Origin of the sequence: Variovorax sp. J31P207 (genome assembly GCF_030316965.1) — a bacterium.
GTDB lineage: Bacteria > Pseudomonadota > Gammaproteobacteria > Burkholderiales > Burkholderiaceae_C > Variovorax > Variovorax ginsengisoli_B.
On sequence record NZ_JASZYN010000007.1, the window covers coordinates 89,470 to 110,038 of the forward strand.

Below are 20,569 nucleotides of genomic sequence, written 5' to 3' on the forward strand. Positions count from 1 at the left end.
CCCCCATGTCATCCGCCCTCCACCACATCCCCCACCGCACCAAGAAGCTGCCGCCGCTGCGCGTGGGCATCGGCGGCCCGGTCGGCTCCGGCAAGACCACGCTGCTCGAGATGCTCTGCAAGTCGATGCGCGACAAGTACGACCTGATCGCGATCACCAACGACATCTACACCAAGGAAGACCAGCGCCTGCTGACGGTCGCCGGCGCGCTGCCGGCCGAACGGATCATGGGAGTGGAAACCGGTGGCTGCCCGCACACCGCGATCCGCGAAGACGCATCGATCAACCTCGAGGCCATCGACCGCATGCTGGCGCAGTTCCCCGATGCCGACGTGGTGTTCGTCGAATCGGGCGGCGACAACCTGGCAGCCACCTTCAGCCCCGAGCTGTCCGACCTGACGATCTACGTGATCGACGTCGCCGCCGGCGAGAAGATCCCGCGCAAGGGCGGCCCCGGCATCACCAAGAGCGACCTGTTCGTCATCAACAAGACCGACCTCGCGCCCTATGTCGGTGCCGACCTCGGCGTGATGGAAGCCGATACCCGGCGCATGCGCAAGCAACGCCCCTTCGTGATGACCAACCTCAAGACCCGCAGCGGCCTCGCAGAGGTGGTGTCGTTCATCGAAGAGCGCGGGATGCTGGCCGAAGCCTGATCAGAGCTCGCTCGCGTCCTTGAGCTGGCGCGCCTTGTAGACCAGCCGGACGCTCGCATGGTGCGGGTCGCTGATGCGCTGGGCGTAGACATCGCAATCGCCCTGAACCCAGGCCGCAGAGGCGCTGCCCGGGTCGTTCGAGCCGAGTTCGGGACCGAAGCTCTGGCGGCCCCAGGCGACGATCTCGGCGAAGGCCGCGGCCCCCAGGTCGGGCGCCGCGGCGGTCGCGGCAACCCACTCCACGCGCCGCAGCTGGCCGCCGGCAAAGAAGAACACCGGCTCGAAGGACAGTCCCGCGAGCTGCGTCGGCGCGGCCCGCCAGGCCCCGGCGAGGCCACCGGCCAGGCGCTGCGGACGCTGCACCCGCTCGGCACTGGGCAGCGCCGCCTGCAGCTCGTCGGCCGACATGCCGAGCCGCACGCCGGGCGGGAGGGCCTGGGCAGAGCCGGCCTGGGCGGCCGACAGCAACGTGACGGCGGCGAGCGCGCGGACCGGTTTCGACAGGAAGCGATGCATGGGGAATGGGACTGGGAAAAGGCCGGGTATGACTCCGGGCCGGGCGGCAAGTTCAGCCGCGGACCTGCTGTGGGATCGCATCAAATTGTGACGTCCGATGTGATTTGGTCCGCATCTTGCTCCTGGATTAGGCCATAGGGCTTGTATCGGAAAGTCACAGGACGCGCGATACTGCCACAACCCGTTACACGTCAGAGCGCCATCATGGCTTCAGAAGCGATCTTCCATCCCGCGACTGGCAGCGTCCAGTTCGCCATTTATCCCGACGGCTACGACGGTGCCCGGATCATCGCCCGGATCGACGAGGAGGCGCTTCACGACCGCTTCCACGCACCCGAAGGTCGTGATGCGGACCTGGTGCAGGCCTACGCGCGCAACGCCGACTCGATCGACGCCCGGGCCACTGCCCGCTACCGCGAGAATCCGACCCGCGCGATCTGCCTGGGCAGCGAGGACTTCTAGCGGCCACCGCGCAGCCACAAAAAAACGGCCCCGAGGGGCCGTTTTTCTTTGCCTTCAGGCAGGCTTACTTGCGTGCCTTCTTGGCCGGTGCAGCGGCCTTGGGCGCGGCTGCCTTCTTGGCAGGTGCAGCCTTCTTGGCCACCGGCTTCGCGGCGGCCTTGTCGGCCTTGCGCTTGGCGGCCTTGGGGTCGACCGCGGCCTTGAAGGCTGCGCCCGGCACGAACTTCGGCACCTTCTGGGCGGCGATCTTGATCGCTGCGCCAGCCTGGGGGTTGAAGCCGGTGCGAGCAGCGCGTGCCACTTGCTTGAAGGTGCCGAAGCCGATCAATTGGACCGGGTCGCCCTTCTTCACTGCAGCGACGATGGAGCCGGTGATGGTTTCCAGGATGCGTGCGGCTTCGGCCTTGCTGACGTTGTGCGTGGTGGCGATCTTCTCGACCAGTTCGATACGGTTCACTTCAAATTTCCTATGGATGGTTTCGCCATGTTGCCTATGGCGGCGCAGCCTGCGACGCAAGCTGCAAGCGGCGCGGAGTGTAACGTAGGTGTGACCGATGCCTTTTCACGCGACCCTCGGCGCGACCCGCGCATCGCCTCGTGTGCGATGCATTCCGAGTGCCGCCGCGGTCGAATTTCGCTGATCCGGCGCAAGAAGCGTCTCGTTGGCGGGTCGCATGGCCTTGCCCGGCAGGCGGGCACCGAACGACGGGCTATCCTCGCGGCACGCCGCTTCCCGGCGAAGAAAAGGATGCACATGACGGCCCCCACGCTCTGGTGGTTGATGACCTTCGCGCTGGTCGCCCTCGAACTGGTGACCGGCACCATCTATGCGCTGCTGGTGGCGATCGGCTTCGCGGTCGGCGCGCTGGCCGCCCACCTCGGCGCCGCGATGCCGACGCAGATCGTCTGCGCCGCCGTGGCCTGCATGGCCTTCGTCGGCGGCTGGTACCTGCGCGCCTCGCGCCGCCCGAAGGCGCGCCTGGCCGACGTCCAGATCGACGTCGGCGAACAGGTCACCGTGCCGGCCTGGAGCGAGGGCCGAACGGCCGAGGTCCGCTACCGCGGCGCCACCTGGCAGGTCAAGCCGGCGTCCGACGGACCGATCGCGCCCGGCCTGCACCGCATCGTCGACGTGCAGGGCAATTTCCTGGTCGTCGAACCCATCGGCTGATGCGCCGCCGGCCCGCCTCTCACCACTGAAAGAAAGTCCTCATGGAAGTCTCCCTCGTTCTCCTTGTCGTCGCCATCCTGTTCGTCGCCCGCGCCGTCAAGTTCGTTCCCCAGCAGCATGCCTGGGTGGTCGAGCGCATGGGCAAGTTCCACGCCACGCTGCTGCCGGGCGCCAACTTCCTGGTGCCCTTCATCGATCGCGTGGCCTATCGCCACAGCCTGAAGGAAGTGCCGCTCGACGTCCCGAGCCAGGTCTGCATCACGCGCGACAACACGCAGCTCACGGTCGACGGCATCCTCTATTTCCAGGTCACCGACCCGATGCGCGCGAGCTACGGTTCGTCGAACTACATCACCGCGGTCACGCAGCTGGCCCAGACCTCGCTGCGCAGCGTGATCGGCAAGCTCGAACTCGACAAGACCTTCGAGGAGCGCGACATCATCAACGCCCAGGTGGTGGCCGCGATCGACGAGGCCGCGCTCAACTGGGGCGTCAAGGTGCTGCGCTACGAGATCAAGGACCTGACCCCGCCGAAGGAGATCCTGCACGCGATGCAGTCGCAGATCACGGCCGAGCGCGAGAAGCGCGCACTGATCGCCGCCTCCGAAGGCCGCCGCCAGGAGCAAATCAACATTGCGACCGGCGAGCGCGAGGCCGCCATCGCGCGCTCCGAAGGCGAGAAGCAGGCCGTGGTGAACAAGGCGCAGGGCGAGGCAGCGGCGATCAGCGCCGTGGCCGAAGCCACGGCCGGCGCCATCGCCCGCATCGCCGAGGCGATCGAAAAGCCCGGCGGCCATTCGGCGGTCCAGCTCAAGGTGGCCGAGGAAGCGCTGCAGGCCTTCGGCAAGGTGGCCGACAAGTCGAAGGCGACGCTGATCGTGCCGAGCAACATGACCGAAGTGTCGACGCTGATCAGTTCGGCGATGGCGATGGTCAGGGGCCCGGCCACCTGAGGAGCCCGCCATGCATGTCGCCGAACGCGACCAGACGGTCGCCGAAGAAATCATGAACGCGCTGTGGCATGCCCACGGGTAGGGCGATGACGGCCGGCACCCCACCGCTTCAGAGCCAGTCCAGTTCGCCCGCCGTCCAGTCCGACGGGTCCGCGGCCAGCACCACCGCCAGCGATTGCGTCTCGGGCAGCAGCCGCTCGAAGTAGAAGCGCGCGGTCGCCAGCTTGGCGCGGTAGATCGGATCGCCGTCCGGCGACTGGCGGGCCCGCGCCACCGCCGCCATCCGTGCCCACATCCAGGCCAGTGCGACATGGCCGATCAAGCGCAGGAACGGCATCGCGGCGGCGCCGGCCGCGTCGGGATCGGCGCTCGCCCGTTCGATCTGATCGCGCGCCGCGCGGCGCGCCAGCGCCACCACCTCGCTCAGGGGCTCGGCGAATTCGCGCAGGCCGTCGTCCTGCGCCTGCGCGAACTGCTCGACCGCGTCGAGGAAAGCCCCAAGCCCCGCGCCCCCATCGGCCAGCACCTTGCGACCCAGCAGGTCCATCGCCTGGATGCCGTTGGCGCCTTCGTACAGCGGGATGATCCGGGCATCGCGCAGGTGCTGCTCGACGCCGTTGTCGGTGATGAAGCCATGGCCGCCGAAGACCTGCATCGCCATGCTGGTGCATTCGACCGCGAGCTCGCTCGAGAAGGCCTTGACGATCGGCGTCGCCAGCGCCAGCAGCTTCGCCGCCCGCTCGCGCTCCTTCGGGTCCGCGCCGCGATGCTGGACATCGGCCAGCTGCGAGGCCCACAGCGCGAAGGCGCGTGCGCCCTCCACATACGCCTTCTGGGTCAGCAGCATGCGCCGGACGTCGGCGTGGGCGAGGATGGGGTCCGCGGGGCCGCTGCGCGCGGCCATGGTCGGCGCCCTCCCCTGCGTGCGGTCCCGGGCATAGGCCAGCGCCTTCTGGTAGGCCGCGTCCATCAACCCGATCGCATTGACGCCGACCACGATGCGGGCGTGGTTCATCATCACGAACATCGCCGCCAGGCCGCGGTTGGCCTCGCCGAGCAGCCAGCCGGTGGCGCCGTCGAAGTTCATGGTGCAGGTGGCATTGCCGTGGATACCCATCTTGTGCTCGATCGAGCCGCAGGCCAGCGCATTGCGCTCGCCGATGCCGCCTTCCGCCGTCGGCAGGAACTTCGGCACGATGAACAGCGAGATCCCCTTCACGCCCGGCGGCGCATCGGGCATCCGCGCCAGCACCAGGTGCACGATGTTGTCGGTCAGGTCCTGCTCGCCGCCCGAGATGAATATCTTGGTGCCGGTGACCGCGTAGCTGCCGTCGGCCCGCGGCTGGGCGCGCGTGCGCAGCAGGCCCAGGTCGGTGCCGGCGTGGGGCTCGGTCAGGCACATGGTGCCGGCCCATTCGCCCGAGGCGATGCGCGGCAGGTAGAGCGCCTGCTGGGCCGGGTCGCCATTCGTCGCCAGGCAGGTGTACGCGGCGTGCGACATGCCCGGATAGGCCGCCCAGCCCATGTTGGCGCCGCAGAACATCTCGTAGAGCGCGTTGTCGAGCACCGAGGGCATGCCCTGCCCGCCGTGCACCGGGTCGCAGGCCAGCGCGGTCCAGCCGCCGGCGCAGAAGCGCTCGTAGGCGGCGCGGAATCCCGCTGGCGTCTGGACGACGCCCGGGGCCGGCATGCGGCAGCCCTCGCGGTCGCCGCTGCCGTTGAGCGGCGCGATCACTTCCGCCGCGAAGGTGCCGGCGGCGTCGAGGATCTGGTCGATGGTCTCGCGGTCGAGCGCTTCGCCGCCGTCGGCGGGCGAAGTGGCGCAGACATCCAGCAACTCATGCAGCACGAAGCGCAGGTCGCGCAGCGGGGCGGTATAGCCGATCATGGCTGGCGCAACTCGCGACGCAGGATCTTGCCGACCGTCGACTTCGGCAGCGCCTCCAGGAAGCTGATCTGCCGCGGTACCTTGTAGCCAGCCAGGTTGGCGCGGCAGTGCGCCTCGACCTCGCCGGCCGTCAGCGCCTCGCTGCGCCGCACCACGAACAGGTGCGGCGCCTCGCCCGAGCGCGCGTCGGGCTGGCCGATGCAGGCGCACTCGACCACGCCCTCGTGCATCGCGACCACGGCTTCGATCTCGTTCGGATAGACGTTGAAGCCCGACACCAGGATCATGTCCTTCTTGCGGTCGACGATGGTCATGGCGCCGCTGGCATCGGCCACCACCACGTCGCCGGTGCGGAAGAAGCCATCCTCGGTCAGCGCCTTGCGGGTGTCCTCCTCGCGCTGCCAGTAGCCCGCGAACAGCTGCGGGCCTTTCAGCCACAGCTCGCCCGGCGTGCCGTCGGGCACCGGCCGGCCGTCGTCGTCGACGATGCGGGCATCGGTCGACGGCACCGGGATGCCGATCGATCCGTTGCGCCCGGCCGGATTGAAGGTTGCCGAGGGCGAGGTCTCGGTGAGTCCGTAGGCCTCGGTGATCGGCGGTCCCCCGGCCGCATGCCAGCGCTGCGACACCGCCTGCTGAATCGAGGCGCCGGCGCCGATCACGAGCCCGGTGCCGCTGAAATCGACCGACGACAGCGCGGGCGCGTTGACCAGCGCATTGAACAGCGTGTTGACGCCGATGAAGACCAGGAACGGCGCGCGCTTCATCTCCGCGATCACCGCGCCCGGATCGCGCGGATTCGCGATCAGCCGCATCACGCCGCCGAGCTGGAAGGTGATCAGCGACATCTGCAGCGGGTAGATGTGATAGAGCGGCAGCGGGGCCACCATCGACCAGGCGCGCGTGTCGATCGCGAGTCGGATCCAGCTCAGCGACTGCAGCACGCCGGCGCCGACGCTGCGGTGCGTCAGCACGGCGCCCTTCGACAAGCCGGTGGTGCCGCCCGTGTACTGCAGGAAGGCCGCATCGGCCGGGGCGATTCGAACGACCGGCGTCGGCAGCGCGCCGGCGCGTGCGATCGCGGCGACCAGCGTCATGCGCTGCGCCGGATCTCTGGCCGCACCGTCATCGGCCGCGATCGCGGCCAGCAGCCCCGCGGCCGGCGCCGTGAGGATCTGCTCGACGCCGGCTTCGAGGATCACGCCTTCGAGCGCCTCGCGCAGCGCCTCGGCCAGCACGATGCAGCGCACGCCCGCGTCGGCGAGTTGATGGGCCAGTTCGCGTGGTGTGTAGAGCGGATTCACCGGCACGCCGACCAAGCCGCTGCGCAGGATCGCGGTCATGGCGATCGGGAACGCGAGCCCGTTGGGCAGCATCAGCGCGACGCGGTCGCCCTGGCGCAGGCCGGCCCCGGCGAAGTGCGCCGCGAGCCGGGTCGACAGGCGGCCGAGCTCGGCATAGGTCAGGGATTCGTCGCCGGCCGTGACCGCGACGCGTTCAGCGAACGATGCGATCGAGCGGTCGAGCATTGCCGCCAGCGTCTCGCCAGGGGGCAGATCGATCTCAGTGGCCAGTCCGGGCGGGTAGGCCGCATGCCAGCGTCGTGGTTCCATGGTGTCTCCTGATGTCGTGATCGGTGCGCGCTCAGCGCGCGAGTTCTTCGCGGATCATGTCCATGCGGTCCTGGCCGAAGAACATCTCGTCGCCGACGAAGCTGGTCGGCGCGCCGAAGACGCCGCGCGCCACGGCTTCGTCGGTGGTGGCCTTGAGTGCCGCCTTGACCTCGGGGTCGGCGGCCAGCGCCTGGACGGCTTCGGGCGAGAAGCCCGCATCCGCCAGCGTCTTCGCCGTGAGTGCCGGCTGGTTGAGGTCGAGCGCGTCGATCCACATCGCCTTGAAGACGGCGGCCAGCAGGTCCTGCAAGCGCTCCGGCTCGCGAAGCTGCACGCCGGTCACGGCACGCATCAGGAACAGCGTGATGATCGGAAAGTGCGGATTGTTGACATAGGGCACGCCGTACTTGCGCGCATGCCGCTCGTAGTCACGCACCGTGTAGCGGCCCTTGGCCGGAATGGCACCGGGCGACGCGTTGCCGGTCGCCTGGTAGACGCCGCCGAGCAGCATCGGCTTGTAGACCAGCTCGGCGCCGGCCGCTTCGCACAGGCGCGGCAACTGCGTCCATGCCAGGTACGAAGCCGGACTCCCCACATCGAAAAAGAACTCCACCGTCTTGCCCATCGCCGCTCCTTTAATAAACGTTCGTTAACTGAACGGAAGTTATGTTATTGTTTTTTGATTGTCAACAAGGGTTCCCCCCGAGGCCTCCGATGCGCTACTCCAGCACTCACAAACAAGAAGTCCGCGACAAGCTGATGGCCAGCAGCCGGGCGATCGCCAAGCGCGGCGGGTTCGAGGCCACCGGCGTCGATGCGCTGATGGGCGCCATCGGCATGACCGGCGGCGCCTTCTACAGCCACTTCCCGTCGAAGCAGGCGCTGTTCGAGGCACTGATCAGCGAAGAGGTGGACAACAGCGCCGACATGCTGGCCGGCAACGAGGATTCGCCGGCCGACCACGTGGCGCGCTGCCTGCGCGGCTACCTGAGCAGCTTCCACGTCGAGAACCCCGACCAGGGCTGCGCCCTGACCGCCCTGGGCCCCGAGATCGCGCGCGCCGGACCCGAGGTGCGCCGCGCGGTCGAGGCCAGCCTCAAGCGCACGCAGAAGAACTGGAGCGATCGCATCGGCGACTCCGACGCCGCCTGGGCGCTGATCGCGCAGTGCGTCGGCGCGGTGGTGCTGGCACGCGCGGTCGAGAGCGACAAGACGCGCAAGGAGCTGCTGGCCGCGAGCCGCCGCTTCATCGACCAGGCGCACGCGCTCGAGCATCCGTGCTCGACCTCGCCCGGCCACAAGAAGGCCTGAGGCCACTTGCGCGGAGCCGCGCGCTTGCTTGACACCGCTCGCGCCTTTGGCTAACGTTCGTTTAGCTAAACGCTCATTCATCAATCCAAAGGAGACAGTCATGGCGGAGTCGCAAGGTCAGGGAAAAGTCGCGCTGGTGATCGGCGCCGGCGATGCAACGGGCGGCGCCATCGCGGCCCGCTTCGCCAGGGAGGGCTACATCGCCTGCCTCACGCGGCGCTCGGCCGACAAGCTGCAGCCGACGGTCGACGCCATCCGCGCCGCCGGCGGCCAGGCCTTCGGCTTCAGCAGCGACGCCCGCAAGGAAGAGGACGTGATCGCGCTGGTCGAACAGGTCGAGCGCGAACACGGACCGATCGAGGTGATGGTCTTCAACATCGGCGCCAACGTGCCCTCCAGCATCCTCGAGGAAACCGCGCGCAAGTACTTCAAGATCTGGGAGATGGCCTGCTTCAGCGGCTTCCTGAACGGCCGCGAAGTGGCCAAGCGGATGGTGACGCGCGGCCGCGGCACCATCCTCTTCACGGGCGCCACGGCCGGCCTGCGCGGCGCGGCCAATTTCGCGGCCTTCGCCGGCGCCAAGCATGCGCTGCGGGCGCTGGCGCAAAGCATGGCGCGCGAACTCGGGCCGCGGAACATCCACGTCGCGCACGTCGTGGTCGACGGCGCGATCGACACCGAGTTCATCCGCACCAGCTTCCCCGAACGCTACGCGCTGAAGGAGCAGGACGGCATCCTCAAGCCCGAGCACATCGCCGACAACTACTGGCACCTGCACGCGCAGCCGCGCGACGCCTGGACCTTCGAGCTCGACCTGCGGCCCTACATGGAGCGCTGGTAGGCCTTCGAAGGGAACACGAACATGAAGACACGCATCACCGAACTCTTCGGCATCCAGCACCCGATCATCCAGGGCGGCATGCACTACGTCGGCTTCGCCGAGCTGGCCGCCGCGGTCTCGAACGCCGGCGGACTCGGGCTCATCACGGGCCTGACCCAGAAGACGCCCGAGCTGCTCGCGAAGGAAATCGCCCGCTGCCACGAGATGACCGACAAGCCCTTCGGCGTCAACCTGACCTTCCTGCCGACCTTCTCGGCACCGCCCTACCCCGAGTACATCGCGGCCATCGCCGAGGGCGGCATCCGGGTGGTCGAGACCGCCGGCCGCAGCCCCGAGGCCCACATGCCGGCGCTCAAGGCGGCCGGCATCAAGGTGATCCACAAGTGCACCTCGGTGCGCCATGCGCTCAAGGCCGAGGCCATCGGCTGCGACGCGGTCAGCGTCGACGGCTTCGAGTGCGGCGGCCATCCGGGCGAGGACGACCTGCCCAACATGATCCTGCTGCCGCGCGCCGCCGAAGAGCTGCGCATTCCCTTCGTCGCCTCGGGCGGCATGGCCGACGGCCGCAGCCTGGTGGCGGCGCTGGCGCTCGGCGCCGACGGCATGAACATGGGCACGCGCTTCATCGCGACGCAGGAGGCGCCGGTGCACGAGAACGTCAAGCAGGCGATCGTGAAGGCCAGCGAGCTCGACACCCGCCTGGTGATGCGCCCGCTGCGCAACACCGAGCGGGTGCTGAACAACGCCGGCGTCGAGCGCATCCTGGAGATCGAGCGCGAGAAGGGCGCGGCGCTGCAGATCTCCGACGTCTACGACCAGGTGGCGGGTGTCTATCCGCGCGTGATGGTCGAGGGCGAGATGGACGCCGGTGCCTGGAGCTGCGGCATGGTGGCCGGGCTGATCCGCGACGTGCCGACCGTGAAGCAATTGATCGACCGCATCATGGACCAGGCCCACGGCCTGATCACCGCGCGCCTGGCCGGGATGCTGGCGGCGCAGCCGGCCTAGGGCTTCGGCGCTGTCGCTTCAGCCGTAGAGCGCCTCGATCTGCCCGGAGAAGCTGCGCTGCGCCATCTGGCGCTGGATGCGAAGGGCCGGCGTCAGCTCCTCGTCCTGGGCCGACAGCGTGCGCGCCAGCACGCCGAAGCCCCGGATGCGCAGGCCTTCGGCCAGCGCGGCATTGAGCCGGTCGATCTGCGCCTGCACCAGCGCGTGCACCTCGGGCTTGGCGACCAGGTTGGCGTAGTCGGTGAACGGAATGCCCTCGCTCTGCGCATAGCTCAGCACGCTCTCCTCCTCGAGCGCCACGAGGCAGGCGCAGTGGCTGCGCTGTTCGCCCACCAGCATCGCGCCGGCGATGTAGCTGCTGGCCAGCAGCGCCGCCTCGATGGCGCCCGGCGCCACCCGATCGCCCGAGGCCATCGCGAACGACTCCGACAGCCGCCCGACCACGCGCGGCACGCCGTCCTCGCCCGCCGCCGCCAGGTCGCCGGTGTGCAGCCAGCCATCGTGCGACAGCGCGGGTGGCTGCAGCGCACCCTCGCGCCAGTAGCCGGCGAGCGGCGCCACCGGCCTGAGCTGCAGCTCGCCATCGCCGGCGATGCGCGCCACCGACGGCCCGAGTAGGCAAGGCCCGCAGGTCTCGGCGCTTTCATAGAGGTCGACCAGCGGCACGCCGATGGCGCCATACCACTGCGCCAGCGCCGGCGCCGCCAGCGCCCCGCCGCTGAACACCTGGCGCGCCCGCGCCAGTCCGAGCGACCGGCGCACGTGCCTGCGCGCCGCCCGCGCCAGCCAGCCGCCGGCCGTGCCATCGATGCTGCGGCGATAGAGCCGGCGCTCGCGCGGCGCGGTGAGCAGCGCGGCGCTCTCGGTGCGCGCCTGCAGCTTTTCCCAGAAACGCGGCGGCGCATGCACCCAGTGCGGCTCCACCTCACGCAGGTCGTTGGCCACCGTGGCCGGGCTCTCCGGGAAATGCACCAGGCCGTGGCCGAGCACCGGCAGCACCGCCGCGAGCACGCGCTCGGCCGCGCTGGCCAAGGGCACGAAGCACAGGCTGCGATCCCCGTCGCGCGTGCCCAGCGCCACCTGCATCGCGGCCCCCTGGCCCATCGCCGCCGCCTGCGAGAAGGCCGCCAGGCGCGGCGTGCCGGTGGTGCCCGCGGTGCCGGCGAGAAAGGCGGTGTCGCCGCCCTGCCCGGCCGCGATGCGCGCCTCGAACCGTGCGGCCGGCGCCGCCTCGTCGGCCGCCAGGAAGGCCGCGAGGCCGACCACCCTGGCATCGCCAAGCTCTCGAACGCCACGTTCGTCGAAGGCGACCACGCGGACCAGTCGGGGCAGGCGCGCGGCCGAGGCCAGCACCTTGGCCGCCTGCGCCGCGTTCTCGACGAACACCACGCGGGAGCCGGCGTCGGCCAGCTGCCGACCGACGCGGCGTGCCGGACAGGTCGGGTAGACGCCGTGGCTGACGAAGCCCATGGCCTGGGCCGCCATGTCGGCATGGAGCCATTCGGGCCGGCTCTCCGAGATGATCGACACCACCTCCCCCGGCACCAGCCCGAGCCGGTCGAGTGCCAGCCCGATGGCCTGCGCCTGCGCGAAGAACTCGCCCCATGTCACCGCCCGCCAGATGCCGCGCCGCTTGTGGCGCATCGCGACCTGATCCGGCTGGGCCCGGCAGCGCGCCAGCCAGGCCTGCGGCAGCGTCATCGTCACCGCCGCGCTCACAGGCTGCTCTTGGCCGGGTCGATGATCTCCGAGCGCGGCAGCCACTGGCCGTCGACCACCTGCTCGACGCGGCACCACTCGGGGTCGACGTGGTTGTCCTTGAAGTGCTGCGTCTCGTAGGACGATTCGCCCTTGAAGCTGGAGGCCTGCAGCGTCTTCACGAGGCCCGCGGTGTTGAGGTCCTTGCCGGCCGCCTGCAGGCCCTGCATGAACCACGAGGCATAGTCGTAGAAGACCAGCGCGACATCGTCGGGCTCCATGTTGAAGCGCTTGCGGTAGCTGTCGGACCAGCGCTTGAGTGCCGGGCCCTGCGCCGACGCCGGCGTGATGCGCCAGCCGCCGATGCCGTACAGGCCCTCGACCGACGCCTTGCCGATGCTCAGCGTGGTGCCGGCACGGCCCGGGCTCGCGGTCAGCACGTTGACCCCGCTCCAGCCCAGCTTCTTGACCTCGGCCGCGACCGCGATGGTTTCGCGGGTGGTGGTCGCGCCCACGATCAGGTCGACGCCGGCGGCCCGCATGCGCGCCACCTGCGACGAGAAATCGATGTCGCCGACCTTGTAGCCGGCCTCGGCGGCCAGCGCCATCCCCTTGGCGGCCAGGCCCTCCCTGACGCCCTTGCCGACCAGGTCGCCGAACGGCCCTTCCTGGTAGATGAATCCGACCTTCTTGCTGCCCAGCTTGGCGAGGGTCCACTTCAGGCCCGCGGCCGTGGTCGTGTCGTAGTGCAGGTTGGCCGTGAACAGCAGCGGCGAGTCGCCCGAGGCCTTGCGGATCAGCGCCGCCGCGCCGTAGGGCGCAAAGCAGATCACGCCGGCATCGACCGTCTTCTTGACCGTGGCCACGCCCGGGCCGGAGCCGAAGGGGCACAGCAGCGCAAAGACCTCGTCGCGGCGGATCAGCTTGTCGACCACCCGCACCGCCTGTGGCGGCTGGCTGCCGTTGTCCTCGATCACGAAGCGCAGCTTGCGGCCATGGATGCCGCCGGCCTCGTTGGCCTCGTCGACACGCATCTGCAGTCCGTTGCGGATCGGCGGCATCGTGATGGCGGCCGGGCCCGACAGGTCGAGGTGCGTGCCGAGCACGATCTCGCCGCTGCTGACGCCGGCGGCACGCGCGGGCGCGCCGAGAAAGGCGGGGGCGAGGCCGGCCAGGCCGGAGCGGAGCAGGGTACGACGGCGAAGGCTCATGGGATGTCTCCTGAAGTGATCGAAGATGAAGGCGCCCTAGCGCCAGCTGGCGCTGCGGCGCTGCGGCCGGGCGGCTTGCGCGGCGCCGGGCGCCGCATGGCCGCCGGCGCCGCCGAGATAGAAGTCGCGCACGTCGTCGCGCTCGCGCAGCCTGGCGCAGCTGTCGGCCGCGACGATGCGGCCGAGCTCGACGATGTAGCCGTCGTCGGCGGTCGCCAGCGCGATCGCGGCGTTCTGCTCGACCACCAGCACGGCCGTGTTCGTCTCGCTGCGGATGCGCTGCACGATGGCGAAGATCTCCTTGGTGAACAGCGGCGACAGCCCGAGCGAGGGCTCGTCGAGCAGCAGCAGCCGCGGCCGACCCATGAAGGCGCGGCCGATCGCCACCATCTGCTGCTCGCCGCCCGACAGCAGGCCGGCGGCCTGCCCCTGGCGCTCCCGCAGGCGCGGAAACCACTCGAACACGCGTTCGATGTCGCGCTTCGCCTCGGGGTCGCGCCGGCGGGCGAAGGCGCCCATCCGCAGGTTCTCCAGCACGGTCAGGAAGGTGAACACCTGCCGCCCCTCGGGCACCAGCACCACGCCCGCCCGCGCCACCGCATCGGCGTCGCGGCCGTCGATTCGCCGGCCCTCGAACTCGATGCTGCCCTTGGCCGGGTCGATCACGCCGGCGATGGTGTTGAGCAGCGTGGTCTTGCCGGCGCCGTTGGCGCCCAGCACCGCCACGATGCGCCCGGGCTGGACCTCGAGGCTGATGCCGCGGATGGCGTTGACCGGGCCGTACCAGGTCTCGATGTTTCGCACGCTCAGCAGTGCAGTCATGTTCAGGCTCCGAGATAAGCGGCGATGACGCGCGGATCGGACTGCACCTCGGCAGGGGTGCCCGAGGTCAGGACCTGGCCCTGCTCCATCACCAGCACGCGGTCGGCCACGGCCGAGACCAGCGACATGTCGTGCTCGACCATGACCACGGTGATGCCCAGCGCATCGCGGATGTCGCGGATCCAGTGGGCCAGCTCGTGGGTCTCCTCCGGGTTCAGGCCCGAGGCCGGTTCGTCGAGCAGCAGCAGCTTCGGCCCCGCCACCAGCGCGCGGCCCAGTTCTACGATCTTGCGGATGCCGTACGGCAGGCCGGCGACCAGGCTCATGCGATGCGGCGCCAGGTCGAGCAGCGCGATCACGTCCTCGACCACTTCGCGCGTCGCGGTCTCGGCACGGCGCACCACCGGCAGGTCGAACAGCTGCGCCAGCAGGCTGCCGTGCGGGGCGCAGTGGCGGCCCAGCATCAGGTTGTCGAGCACGGTCGCGCCCTCGAACAGCTCGATGTTCTGGAAGGTCCGCGCGATGCCATGGCGCACCACGTCGTGCCGGGCCACGCCGGTGATCTCCCGGCCCAGCAGCCGCACCGAGCCGGCGCTGGCGTCGAACACCCGCGTGATCAGGTTGAACACCGAGGTCTTGCCGGCGCCATTGGGGCCGATGATGGCGAACACCTCGCCCTGCGCCACCTCGAAGCTGACGTCGCGCACCGCGCGCACGCCGCCGAAGGAAAGGCTCAACTGGTCGACTTCGAAGAACGCCATCAGCCACGCTCCGATCGCATGTAGGCCTTCTGGCGCCGGAAGCCGCCGCGCCGGCGCAGCGGAAACTCGTCGAGCGCGCTGCGGATGCGGACCCAGCGGCCGTTGATGCCGCGCGGCTCGAGCAGCACGAAGAACACCAGCACCGCGCCATAGACGAACAGCTCGAGCCCGAACTGGCTGCCGATGCGCGCCGGCAGCAGCGGCTTGGCGAGCGAGATCAGCGACGGCAGCATGCCGATCAGCAGGGCGCCGAAGATCGCGCCGCGCAGGCTGCCCATGCCGCCGATGAAGACCATCAACACCAGTTGCAGCGACAGCGCGAGGCCGAAGCTCTCGGGCGTGATGAACTGAGTCTGGTGGGCCAGCAGCGCGCCGGCCAGGCCCGACACGGCCGCGGAGATCACGAAGGCCAGCACCTTGGTGCGCGCCACGTGGATGCCCAGGCCCTGGGCCGCGGCCTCGGAATCGCGCACGCCGACGAAGGCGCGCCCCGTGGCCGAGCGCATCAGGTTGAGCAGCAGCCAGAGCACCAGCGCCAGCATCGCGAGGCAGAGGAAATAGAAGGGCAGCGGTCCGCCGAGGCTGAAGCCGAACAGCACGGGGTCGGGCACCGCGAGGCCGCTGTGGCCACCGGTCACGGATTTCCACCGGCCGGCGACGTGCTCGGTCACGATCGCAAAGGCCAGCGTCACCACCGCCAGGTGCAGGCCCGAGACCCGGATCGCCGGCAGGCCGACCGCCAGCCCGGCGAGCCCGGCCGTGATGGCGGCGGCGAGCAGCGACAGGGGCAGCGGCAGGCCCAGCGTCAGCAGTTGCGCGTGGGTGTACGCGCCGATGCCGAGGAAGGCCGCCTGCCCCAGCGACACCTGGCCCGTGAAGCCGGTCAGGGTCATCAATCCCAGGCTGGCGATGCACATGATGAAGATGAACGAGGCCTCGCCGACATAGAAGGTCGGGATCGCGAACGGCGCGAGCACCAGCGCCGCCGCCAGCGCGCCGTACAGCAGCCGCTGCTCGCGCGTGCGCAGCAGCGCCCGCCCTTCGGCATAGCTGGTCTGGTAGGTGGCCCGGCTCATACCCGCCTCCCGTGCGCTTCGCCGATCAGCCCGCGCGGGAAGAACACCAGCACGGCGATCAGCACCAGGTAGGGCATGACGTCCTTGAAGCCGTCGGGCAGGTAGACGCCCGAGAACTGCTCGATCAGCCCGATCAGCAGGCCGCCGACGATGGCCCCGGGCACGCTGCCGAAGCCGCCGAGCACCAGGGCCGCCAGGGCCTTCAGCATCACGAACCACAGGCTCAGGTCGACCAGCGAGATCGGTGCCAGCAGGATGCCGCAGAGCGCCGCGATGGCCCCCGAGATCGCCCACACCAGCGAGTTGAGACGCTTGACGCGCACCCCGCACAGGTAGGAGGCCAGCTGGTTCTGCGACGAAGCCTGGATCGCCACGCCGAGCGCGGTGCGCTGCAGGAAGACGAACAGCAGCGCCGTCACGCCCAGCGCCGCCGCGATGATCACCAGGTTGAGGTCGGCGACGATGGCGCCGCCCAGCGTGGTGGTGTGCCCGGTCCAGGGCGTCGGGTAGCTGCGCGAGTCCGGACCGAACACCATGCTGGTGCCGCCGCGGATCATGAAGCCGATGCCGATGGTCAGCATCACGCCCGCGAACTGCGGCTGGCCGACGATGGCGCGCATCACGCGGGCCTCGAGCAGCCAGCACAGCAGTGCCGCCAGCAGCACCACCAGCGGCAGCGCGATCCAGAACGACAGCCCGGCCTCGGCGATGAAGTACCAGGCCGCGAAGGACGACAGCATCAGCACGTCGCCATGGGCGAAGTTCAGCACTTCGGTGGCCTTGTAGCCGAGCACCAGCCCGAGCGCCACCAGGCTGTAGATGGCGCCGGTTGAAACGCCTTGCAGGCCCAGTTGGACGAACTGCGACAGCGACGCTGAATCGAATGCACCCATTGTGTCCTAACGATCGTTAACTAAACGATCGGCAAACTATAAGGACATGGGGGGGCCCGCGTCTCTAGTGGTTAGTCCCAGGGTCCGCGCGGGCACGGCGGGTGTGCGATATGCACGAACGAAGGGCCGGATTTTTCCGAAGGCCCTGTTCTGTCATGGACAAGTCGCCGATGTTGAGGATCATCGGAACTCAGCCAAGGAAACGACCATGAACAGCCGCATCCGCACGATCCGCGCCGGCCGCACGCCCAAGCCCACGGCGCGGCGTTCCATCGCCGAGGCGCTGTCGCGCAAGCTGGGCACGCTGGTCGGGACCGATCGGCGCCGGGCCCTGCGGGCCCGGGAGCGGCTCGAACAGCTCGAGCCCGACCAGCGCCTGCGCGAAGTCGGCGAGTGGTAGCCGGCGCCCGGTCGGGCCGCCGCGAGCGGTGCGGAGCCACCGCCACGACCTGAAGCATTGCTACCATGGACGGACCCACCGCAGTCCGTCGAATGCCCCAGTCCTCACTCTCCCCGCGCCAGACCCTCGGCACCCTGCTGCGGTCGGCCGCCGGCCCGCTCGAGCGGCCGGTGCGCTTTCTCGGCGAGGTGCTGCTGTCGGCCGGCGCCGCGATGCGAGGGCACTGGACCTTCCGCCGCGAGGACCTCGGCCGCGTCCTGGCCGACTGCAGCGCGCGGGCGGTGCCCATCGTCCTGGTCGTGAACCTGCTGGTGGGCGCGATCCTGGCGTTCGTCGGCGCGGTGCAGCTCGCCAAGTTCGGCGCCGGCATCTTCGTCGCCGACCTGGTGGCGATCGCGGTCGCGCGCGAAATGGCCGCGATCATCACGGCGGTCGTCATCGCCGGGCGCACCGGCGCCGCCTTCGCGGCCGAGATCGCGACCATGCAGGCCAACGAGGAGGTCGACGCGCTCGAGGTGCTGGGCCTGACCGCGATCGACTTCCTGGTGCTGCCGCGGGTGGGCTCGCTGCTGCTGATGATGCCGCTGCTGTACATCTTCGCCTGCGTGGCCGGCCTGCTGGGCGGGATGATCGTCGCGGCCGCGATGCTCGACCTGTCGGCGACCGCCTACCTGCAGCGCACGGCCGAGTCGCTCACCTGGACCCACCTGGGGCTGGGCATCGGCAAGTCGGTGACCTTCGGCGCCCTGGTCGGCATGGTCGGCTGCTACTACGGCCTGCGGGCCCAGCGCAACGCGGCCGGTGTCGGTGTCGCGACCACCGGCGCGGTGGTGACCAGCATCGTGGGCATCATCGTGCTCGACGCCATCTTCGCCGTCTGCGCCAACGCCCTGGACATCTGACATGAGCCTGCTCGCCGTGGACCAGCTCGTCATGCAGTTCGGCAGCCGCCTGATCCAGAAGGACATCTCGCTCAAGGTCGAGAAGGGCTGCATCTTCGCCGTCATGGGCGGCAGCGGCTGCGGCAAGAGCACCTTGCTCAAGCACCTGGTGGGCCTGCTGCCGCCGGCCGCCGGCACGGTCACCTACGACGGCGTCGACTTCTGGGCCAGCGACGACGCCCAGCGCAGCGCCCTGCGTTCGCGCTTCGGCATGCTGTTCCAGAGCGCCGCCCTGTGGTCGTCGATGACGGTGCTCGAAAACGTCTGCCTGCCGCTCTCGCGCCAGACCCGGCTCGACGCGAAGCAGCGCGAGGCCAAGGCGCGCGAAGTGCTCGAATGGGTCGAACTGGGCGAGTTCGCGAACTTCTATCCCGCTTCGCTCAGCGGCGGCATGAAGAAGCGCGCCGGCCTGGCGCGCGCCATCGCCGCCGAGCCGCCGCTGCTGTTCCTCGACGAGCCCTCGGCCGGCCTCGACCCGATCAGTTCGCGCCGGCTCGACGACCTCATCCTCGACATCCGTCACCGCACCGGTGCCGCCGTGGTCTTCGTGAGCCACGAACTGCCGAGCCTGTTCGCGATCGCGGACGACGGCATCTTCCTCGACGCCGACAGCAAGCGGCCAATCGCCCACGGCTGCCCGCGCGAACTCGCCCGGCAGGACGTGCACCCGACGGTGCATGCCTTTCTCCATCGGGAGGTGCCACCGCCGGTCGCGCCTGCCGCAACCGAGGCCACCCCATGAAACGCAATGCCCTGCTGATCGGCGGCTTCGTCGTCGCCGCCTTCGTGATCACGGTCGCGGCCATCCTCTGGCTCAGCGGCAACGACCTCTTCACCCGGCAACAAAGCGCCCGCGTGTTCTACCAGGGCAACGTGAGCGGGCTGTCGGTGGGCGCACCGGTGACCTTCCGGGGCGTCACGATCGGGCAGGTGACCGACATCGGCATCCTCATGGACCCGATCTCGCTCAAGACCACGGTCCCGGTCACCTTGCGGCTGCAGCCCAGCGCGCTGCGCCTGACCGACGCCAAGGACAAGGTCCCCGACCTGACGGTGCTGGTGCAGCGCGGCCTGCGCGCCCGGCTGGCCTCGCAGAGCATCGTGACCGGCCAGAAAGCCATCGAGCTCGATTTCCTGCCGGACACGCCCGACACGCTGCTCGGCGGCCCGGGCGCCACCGAGATCCCGGCGGTGGCCGACCGTTTCGGCGCCCTGATCGACCAGGTCGCCAACCTGCCGCTGCGCGACACGGTGGCCGACATGCGCCAGGCGATCCAGGCCCTGGAGGCGACGCTGGCGTCGGTGCAGAAGACGCTCGACAGCGCCCAGGGCGTGCTCGGCGGCGCCGCCCGGCAACTCGATCTCACCGCCGTCGAGTCGCGCAAGACCCTGGCCGTCGCGACCGAGGCTATCCGGCAGGTGCAGGGCAGCTCGCAGGCGACGCTGAAAGCGATCACGCAGCTGGCCGACAGCTCCCAGCAAACGGTGCTGGCGGCCCAGCCGGAACTGCAGCGCACCCTGGTCGGCGCCCGCCAGGCGTCGGAGACCGCCAAGCTGGCGATGGAGCGGTTGGCCGACATGGCGGCTCCCGGCGCCCCCTTGCGCGGCGACCTCGACGCCACGCTCAGCGATCTGTCACAGGCGGCGCGCAGCCTGCGCTCCTTGAGCGAGCAGCTCGAGGAGCGGCCCAACGCCATCATCTTCGGGAACCCACGCCAATGACTGCACTGACACGATGGGCGGCCTGGCCGCTGCACGCCGCGCTGGCGGCCCTCTTGGCGGGCTGTGCCTCGGCGCCCCCGCCGATTCTGCTGACACTGCCGCCGGCGGTTTCCTCGGCGGCGGCCACCACCATGCCGGCCGCGCCGGGCACGCCGCGCGTGCTGGCCGTGGGACGGCCCGAGATTCCTGAATACCTGGTGGCACGCCGCGTGCGCTACCGGGCCGAGGCCAGCACGCTGGGCGAATGGCCCGATGCCTTCTGGGCCGAGCGGATCGAGGTCAGCGTCGGGCGCGAATTCAATGCGGCGCTGCGCGAGCGCCTGCCCGGCTGGCGCCTGTGCGAGGCCAACTGCAGCGAACAGTCGCCCGCAGCGTCGCTGCAGGTGGTGTTGACGCGCATGGACTATGTGCGCGGCGAACGGCGCCTGAAGGCGAGCGCCCGCATCATGCTGTGGAGCACCGAACGCGTGCCGCGCCTGCTGCAGGGCGGCGGGTTCGCGTACGACATCGCGGGCGATGCGGACACGCCGCAATCGCAAGCCGCCACGGTGACCGAACTGCTGCGGCGCGTCGCCGCCGATGCGGCAGCCTTGGTCGCCAAGGCGCCCTGAACGGGTCCGCGTCGG

General features: G+C 69.9%; 23 protein-coding genes. 12 read left to right on the forward strand and 11 right to left on the reverse strand.

All coding sequences use genetic code 11. The features are described 5' to 3' along the window. Positions 1–5 precede the first annotated feature (5 nt). A complete protein-coding gene (gene ureG, locus QTI68_RS23560; RefSeq protein WP_286524999.1) occupies positions 6–656 on the forward strand; it encodes an urease accessory protein UreG in 651 nt (216 codons plus the stop codon). Here ureG and QTI68_RS23565 read toward each other — a convergent pair whose 3' ends face one another. Then, positions 657–1,172, reverse strand: coding sequence for a hypothetical protein (locus tag QTI68_RS23565; protein WP_286525001.1), 516 nt, complete (start codon positions 1,170–1,172; stop codon positions 657–659). A 204-nt stretch (positions 1,173–1,376) separates the two neighbouring features. Here QTI68_RS23565 and QTI68_RS23570 point away from each other — a divergent pair, with 204 nt between their 5' ends. After that, positions 1,377–1,634 (forward strand): DUF1488 family protein, encoded by a 258-nt coding sequence (locus tag QTI68_RS23570; protein WP_286525003.1) that lies wholly within the window; start codon positions 1,377–1,379, stop codon positions 1,632–1,634. A 64-nt stretch (positions 1,635–1,698) separates the two neighbouring features. Here the strand turns inward: QTI68_RS23570 and QTI68_RS23575 are convergent, their stop codons facing one another. Beyond that, positions 1,699–2,109: an HU family DNA-binding protein gene (locus QTI68_RS23575; protein WP_286525567.1), complete on the reverse strand. Its 411-nt coding sequence runs from the start codon at positions 2,107–2,109 to the stop codon at positions 1,699–1,701. 279 nt (positions 2,110–2,388) lie between these two features. Here QTI68_RS23575 and QTI68_RS23580 point away from each other — a divergent pair, with 279 nt between their 5' ends. Further along, positions 2,389–2,805 (forward strand): NfeD family protein, encoded by a 417-nt coding sequence (locus QTI68_RS23580; RefSeq protein WP_286525005.1) that lies wholly within the window; start codon positions 2,389–2,391, stop codon positions 2,803–2,805. Positions 2,806–2,846: 41 nt separating this feature from the next. Continuing rightward, complete coding sequence (locus tag QTI68_RS23585) at positions 2,847–3,758, forward strand: SPFH domain-containing protein (protein WP_286525007.1); 912 nt, start codon at positions 2,847–2,849, stop codon at positions 3,756–3,758. Between the two features lie 109 nt (positions 3,759–3,867). Here the strand turns inward: QTI68_RS23585 and QTI68_RS23590 are convergent, their stop codons facing one another. From QTI68_RS23590 to QTI68_RS23600, 3 genes are read right to left on the reverse strand one after another with little or no spacing between them, the layout of a single operon-like run. Beyond that, a complete protein-coding gene (locus QTI68_RS23590; RefSeq protein WP_286525009.1) occupies positions 3,868–5,646 on the reverse strand; it encodes an acyl-CoA dehydrogenase C-terminal domain-containing protein in 1,779 nt (592 codons plus the stop codon). After that, the gene (locus QTI68_RS23595) at positions 5,643–7,259 is read right to left on the reverse strand and encodes an AMP-binding protein (protein WP_286525011.1); all 1,617 of its coding nucleotides are present in this window, start codon (positions 7,257–7,259) and stop codon (positions 5,643–5,645) included. Before QTI68_RS23595 ends, QTI68_RS23590 begins: the two co-directional genes overlap by 4 nt. 31 nt (positions 7,260–7,290) lie before the next feature. Next, entirely contained in the window at positions 7,291–7,884 is a 594-nt protein-coding gene (locus QTI68_RS23600) for a 2-hydroxychromene-2-carboxylate isomerase (RefSeq protein ID WP_286525012.1), read from the reverse strand. An 89-nt stretch (positions 7,885–7,973) separates the two neighbouring features. On the opposite strand from QTI68_RS23600, the gene QTI68_RS23605 reads away from it, so the two are divergent. From QTI68_RS23605 to QTI68_RS23615, 3 genes are all read left to right on the forward strand, one after another. Further along, positions 7,974–8,570, forward strand: coding sequence for a TetR/AcrR family transcriptional regulator (locus QTI68_RS23605; protein ID WP_286525013.1), 597 nt, complete (start codon positions 7,974–7,976; stop codon positions 8,568–8,570). 100 nt (positions 8,571–8,670) lie between these two features. Continuing rightward, a complete protein-coding gene (locus QTI68_RS23610; RefSeq protein WP_286525014.1) occupies positions 8,671–9,411 on the forward strand; it encodes an SDR family oxidoreductase in 741 nt (246 codons plus the stop codon). A gap of 21 nt (positions 9,412–9,432) precedes the next feature. Next, a complete protein-coding gene (locus QTI68_RS23615; RefSeq protein ID WP_286525016.1) occupies positions 9,433–10,419 on the forward strand; it encodes an NAD(P)H-dependent flavin oxidoreductase in 987 nt (328 codons plus the stop codon). An 18-nt stretch (positions 10,420–10,437) separates the two neighbouring features. Here QTI68_RS23615 and QTI68_RS23620 read toward each other — a convergent pair whose 3' ends face one another. From QTI68_RS23620 to QTI68_RS23645, 6 genes are read right to left on the reverse strand one after another with little or no spacing between them, the layout of a single operon-like run. Beyond that, positions 10,438–12,138 carry an AMP-dependent synthetase/ligase gene (locus QTI68_RS23620; protein ID WP_286525017.1) on the reverse strand — a complete coding sequence of 567 codons (1,701 nt, stop codon included), beginning with the start codon at positions 12,136–12,138 and terminating at the stop codon, positions 10,438–10,440. After that, positions 12,135–13,328: an ABC transporter substrate-binding protein gene (locus QTI68_RS23625; RefSeq protein ID WP_286525019.1), complete on the reverse strand. Its 1,194-nt coding sequence runs from the start codon at positions 13,326–13,328 to the stop codon at positions 12,135–12,137. Before QTI68_RS23625 ends, QTI68_RS23620 begins: the two co-directional genes overlap by 4 nt. Positions 13,329–13,364: 36 nt before the next feature. Continuing rightward, positions 13,365–14,150 (reverse strand): ABC transporter ATP-binding protein, encoded by a 786-nt coding sequence (locus QTI68_RS23630; protein ID WP_286525020.1) that lies wholly within the window; start codon positions 14,148–14,150, stop codon positions 13,365–13,367. A gap of 2 nt (positions 14,151–14,152) precedes the next feature. After that, complete coding sequence (locus QTI68_RS23635) at positions 14,153–14,911, reverse strand: ABC transporter ATP-binding protein (protein WP_286525021.1); 759 nt, start codon at positions 14,909–14,911, stop codon at positions 14,153–14,155. Continuing rightward, positions 14,911–15,987, reverse strand: a complete 1,077-nt coding sequence (locus tag QTI68_RS23640; RefSeq protein ID WP_286525022.1) for a branched-chain amino acid ABC transporter permease — start codon at positions 15,985–15,987, stop codon at positions 14,911–14,913. The genes QTI68_RS23635 and QTI68_RS23640 overlap by 1 nt, the downstream gene beginning before the upstream one ends. Further along, complete coding sequence (locus QTI68_RS23645; protein ID WP_286525023.1) at positions 15,984–16,880, reverse strand: branched-chain amino acid ABC transporter permease; 897 nt, start codon at positions 16,878–16,880, stop codon at positions 15,984–15,986. The genes QTI68_RS23640 and QTI68_RS23645 overlap by 4 nt, the downstream gene beginning before the upstream one ends. 208 nt (positions 16,881–17,088) lie before the next feature. On the opposite strand from QTI68_RS23645, the gene QTI68_RS23650 reads away from it, so the two are divergent. The 5 genes from QTI68_RS23650 to QTI68_RS23670 all read left to right on the forward strand — a co-directional run bounded on the left by QTI68_RS23650 (position 17,089) and on the right by QTI68_RS23670 (position 20,554). After that, on the forward strand, positions 17,089–17,280 hold the full coding sequence (locus QTI68_RS23650) for a hypothetical protein (RefSeq protein WP_286525024.1): 192 nt from the start codon (positions 17,089–17,091) through the stop codon (positions 17,278–17,280). A 92-nt stretch (positions 17,281–17,372) separates the two neighbouring features. Continuing rightward, positions 17,373–18,182, forward strand: a complete 810-nt coding sequence (locus QTI68_RS23655; RefSeq protein WP_286525026.1) for an MlaE family ABC transporter permease — start codon at positions 17,373–17,375, stop codon at positions 18,180–18,182. A gap of 1 nt (position 18,183) precedes the next feature. Next, complete coding sequence (locus QTI68_RS23660) at positions 18,184–18,963, forward strand: ABC transporter ATP-binding protein (protein ID WP_286525028.1); 780 nt, start codon at positions 18,184–18,186, stop codon at positions 18,961–18,963. After that, a complete protein-coding gene (locus QTI68_RS23665; RefSeq protein ID WP_286525030.1) occupies positions 18,960–19,943 on the forward strand; it encodes an MlaD family protein in 984 nt (327 codons plus the stop codon). Before QTI68_RS23660 ends, QTI68_RS23665 begins: the two co-directional genes overlap by 4 nt. After that, on the forward strand, positions 19,940–20,554 hold the full coding sequence (locus QTI68_RS23670; RefSeq protein ID WP_286525032.1) for an ABC-type transport auxiliary lipoprotein family protein: 615 nt from the start codon (positions 19,940–19,942) through the stop codon (positions 20,552–20,554). The genes QTI68_RS23665 and QTI68_RS23670 overlap by 4 nt, the downstream gene beginning before the upstream one ends. The last annotated feature ends 15 nt before the right edge of the window (positions 20,555–20,569 follow it).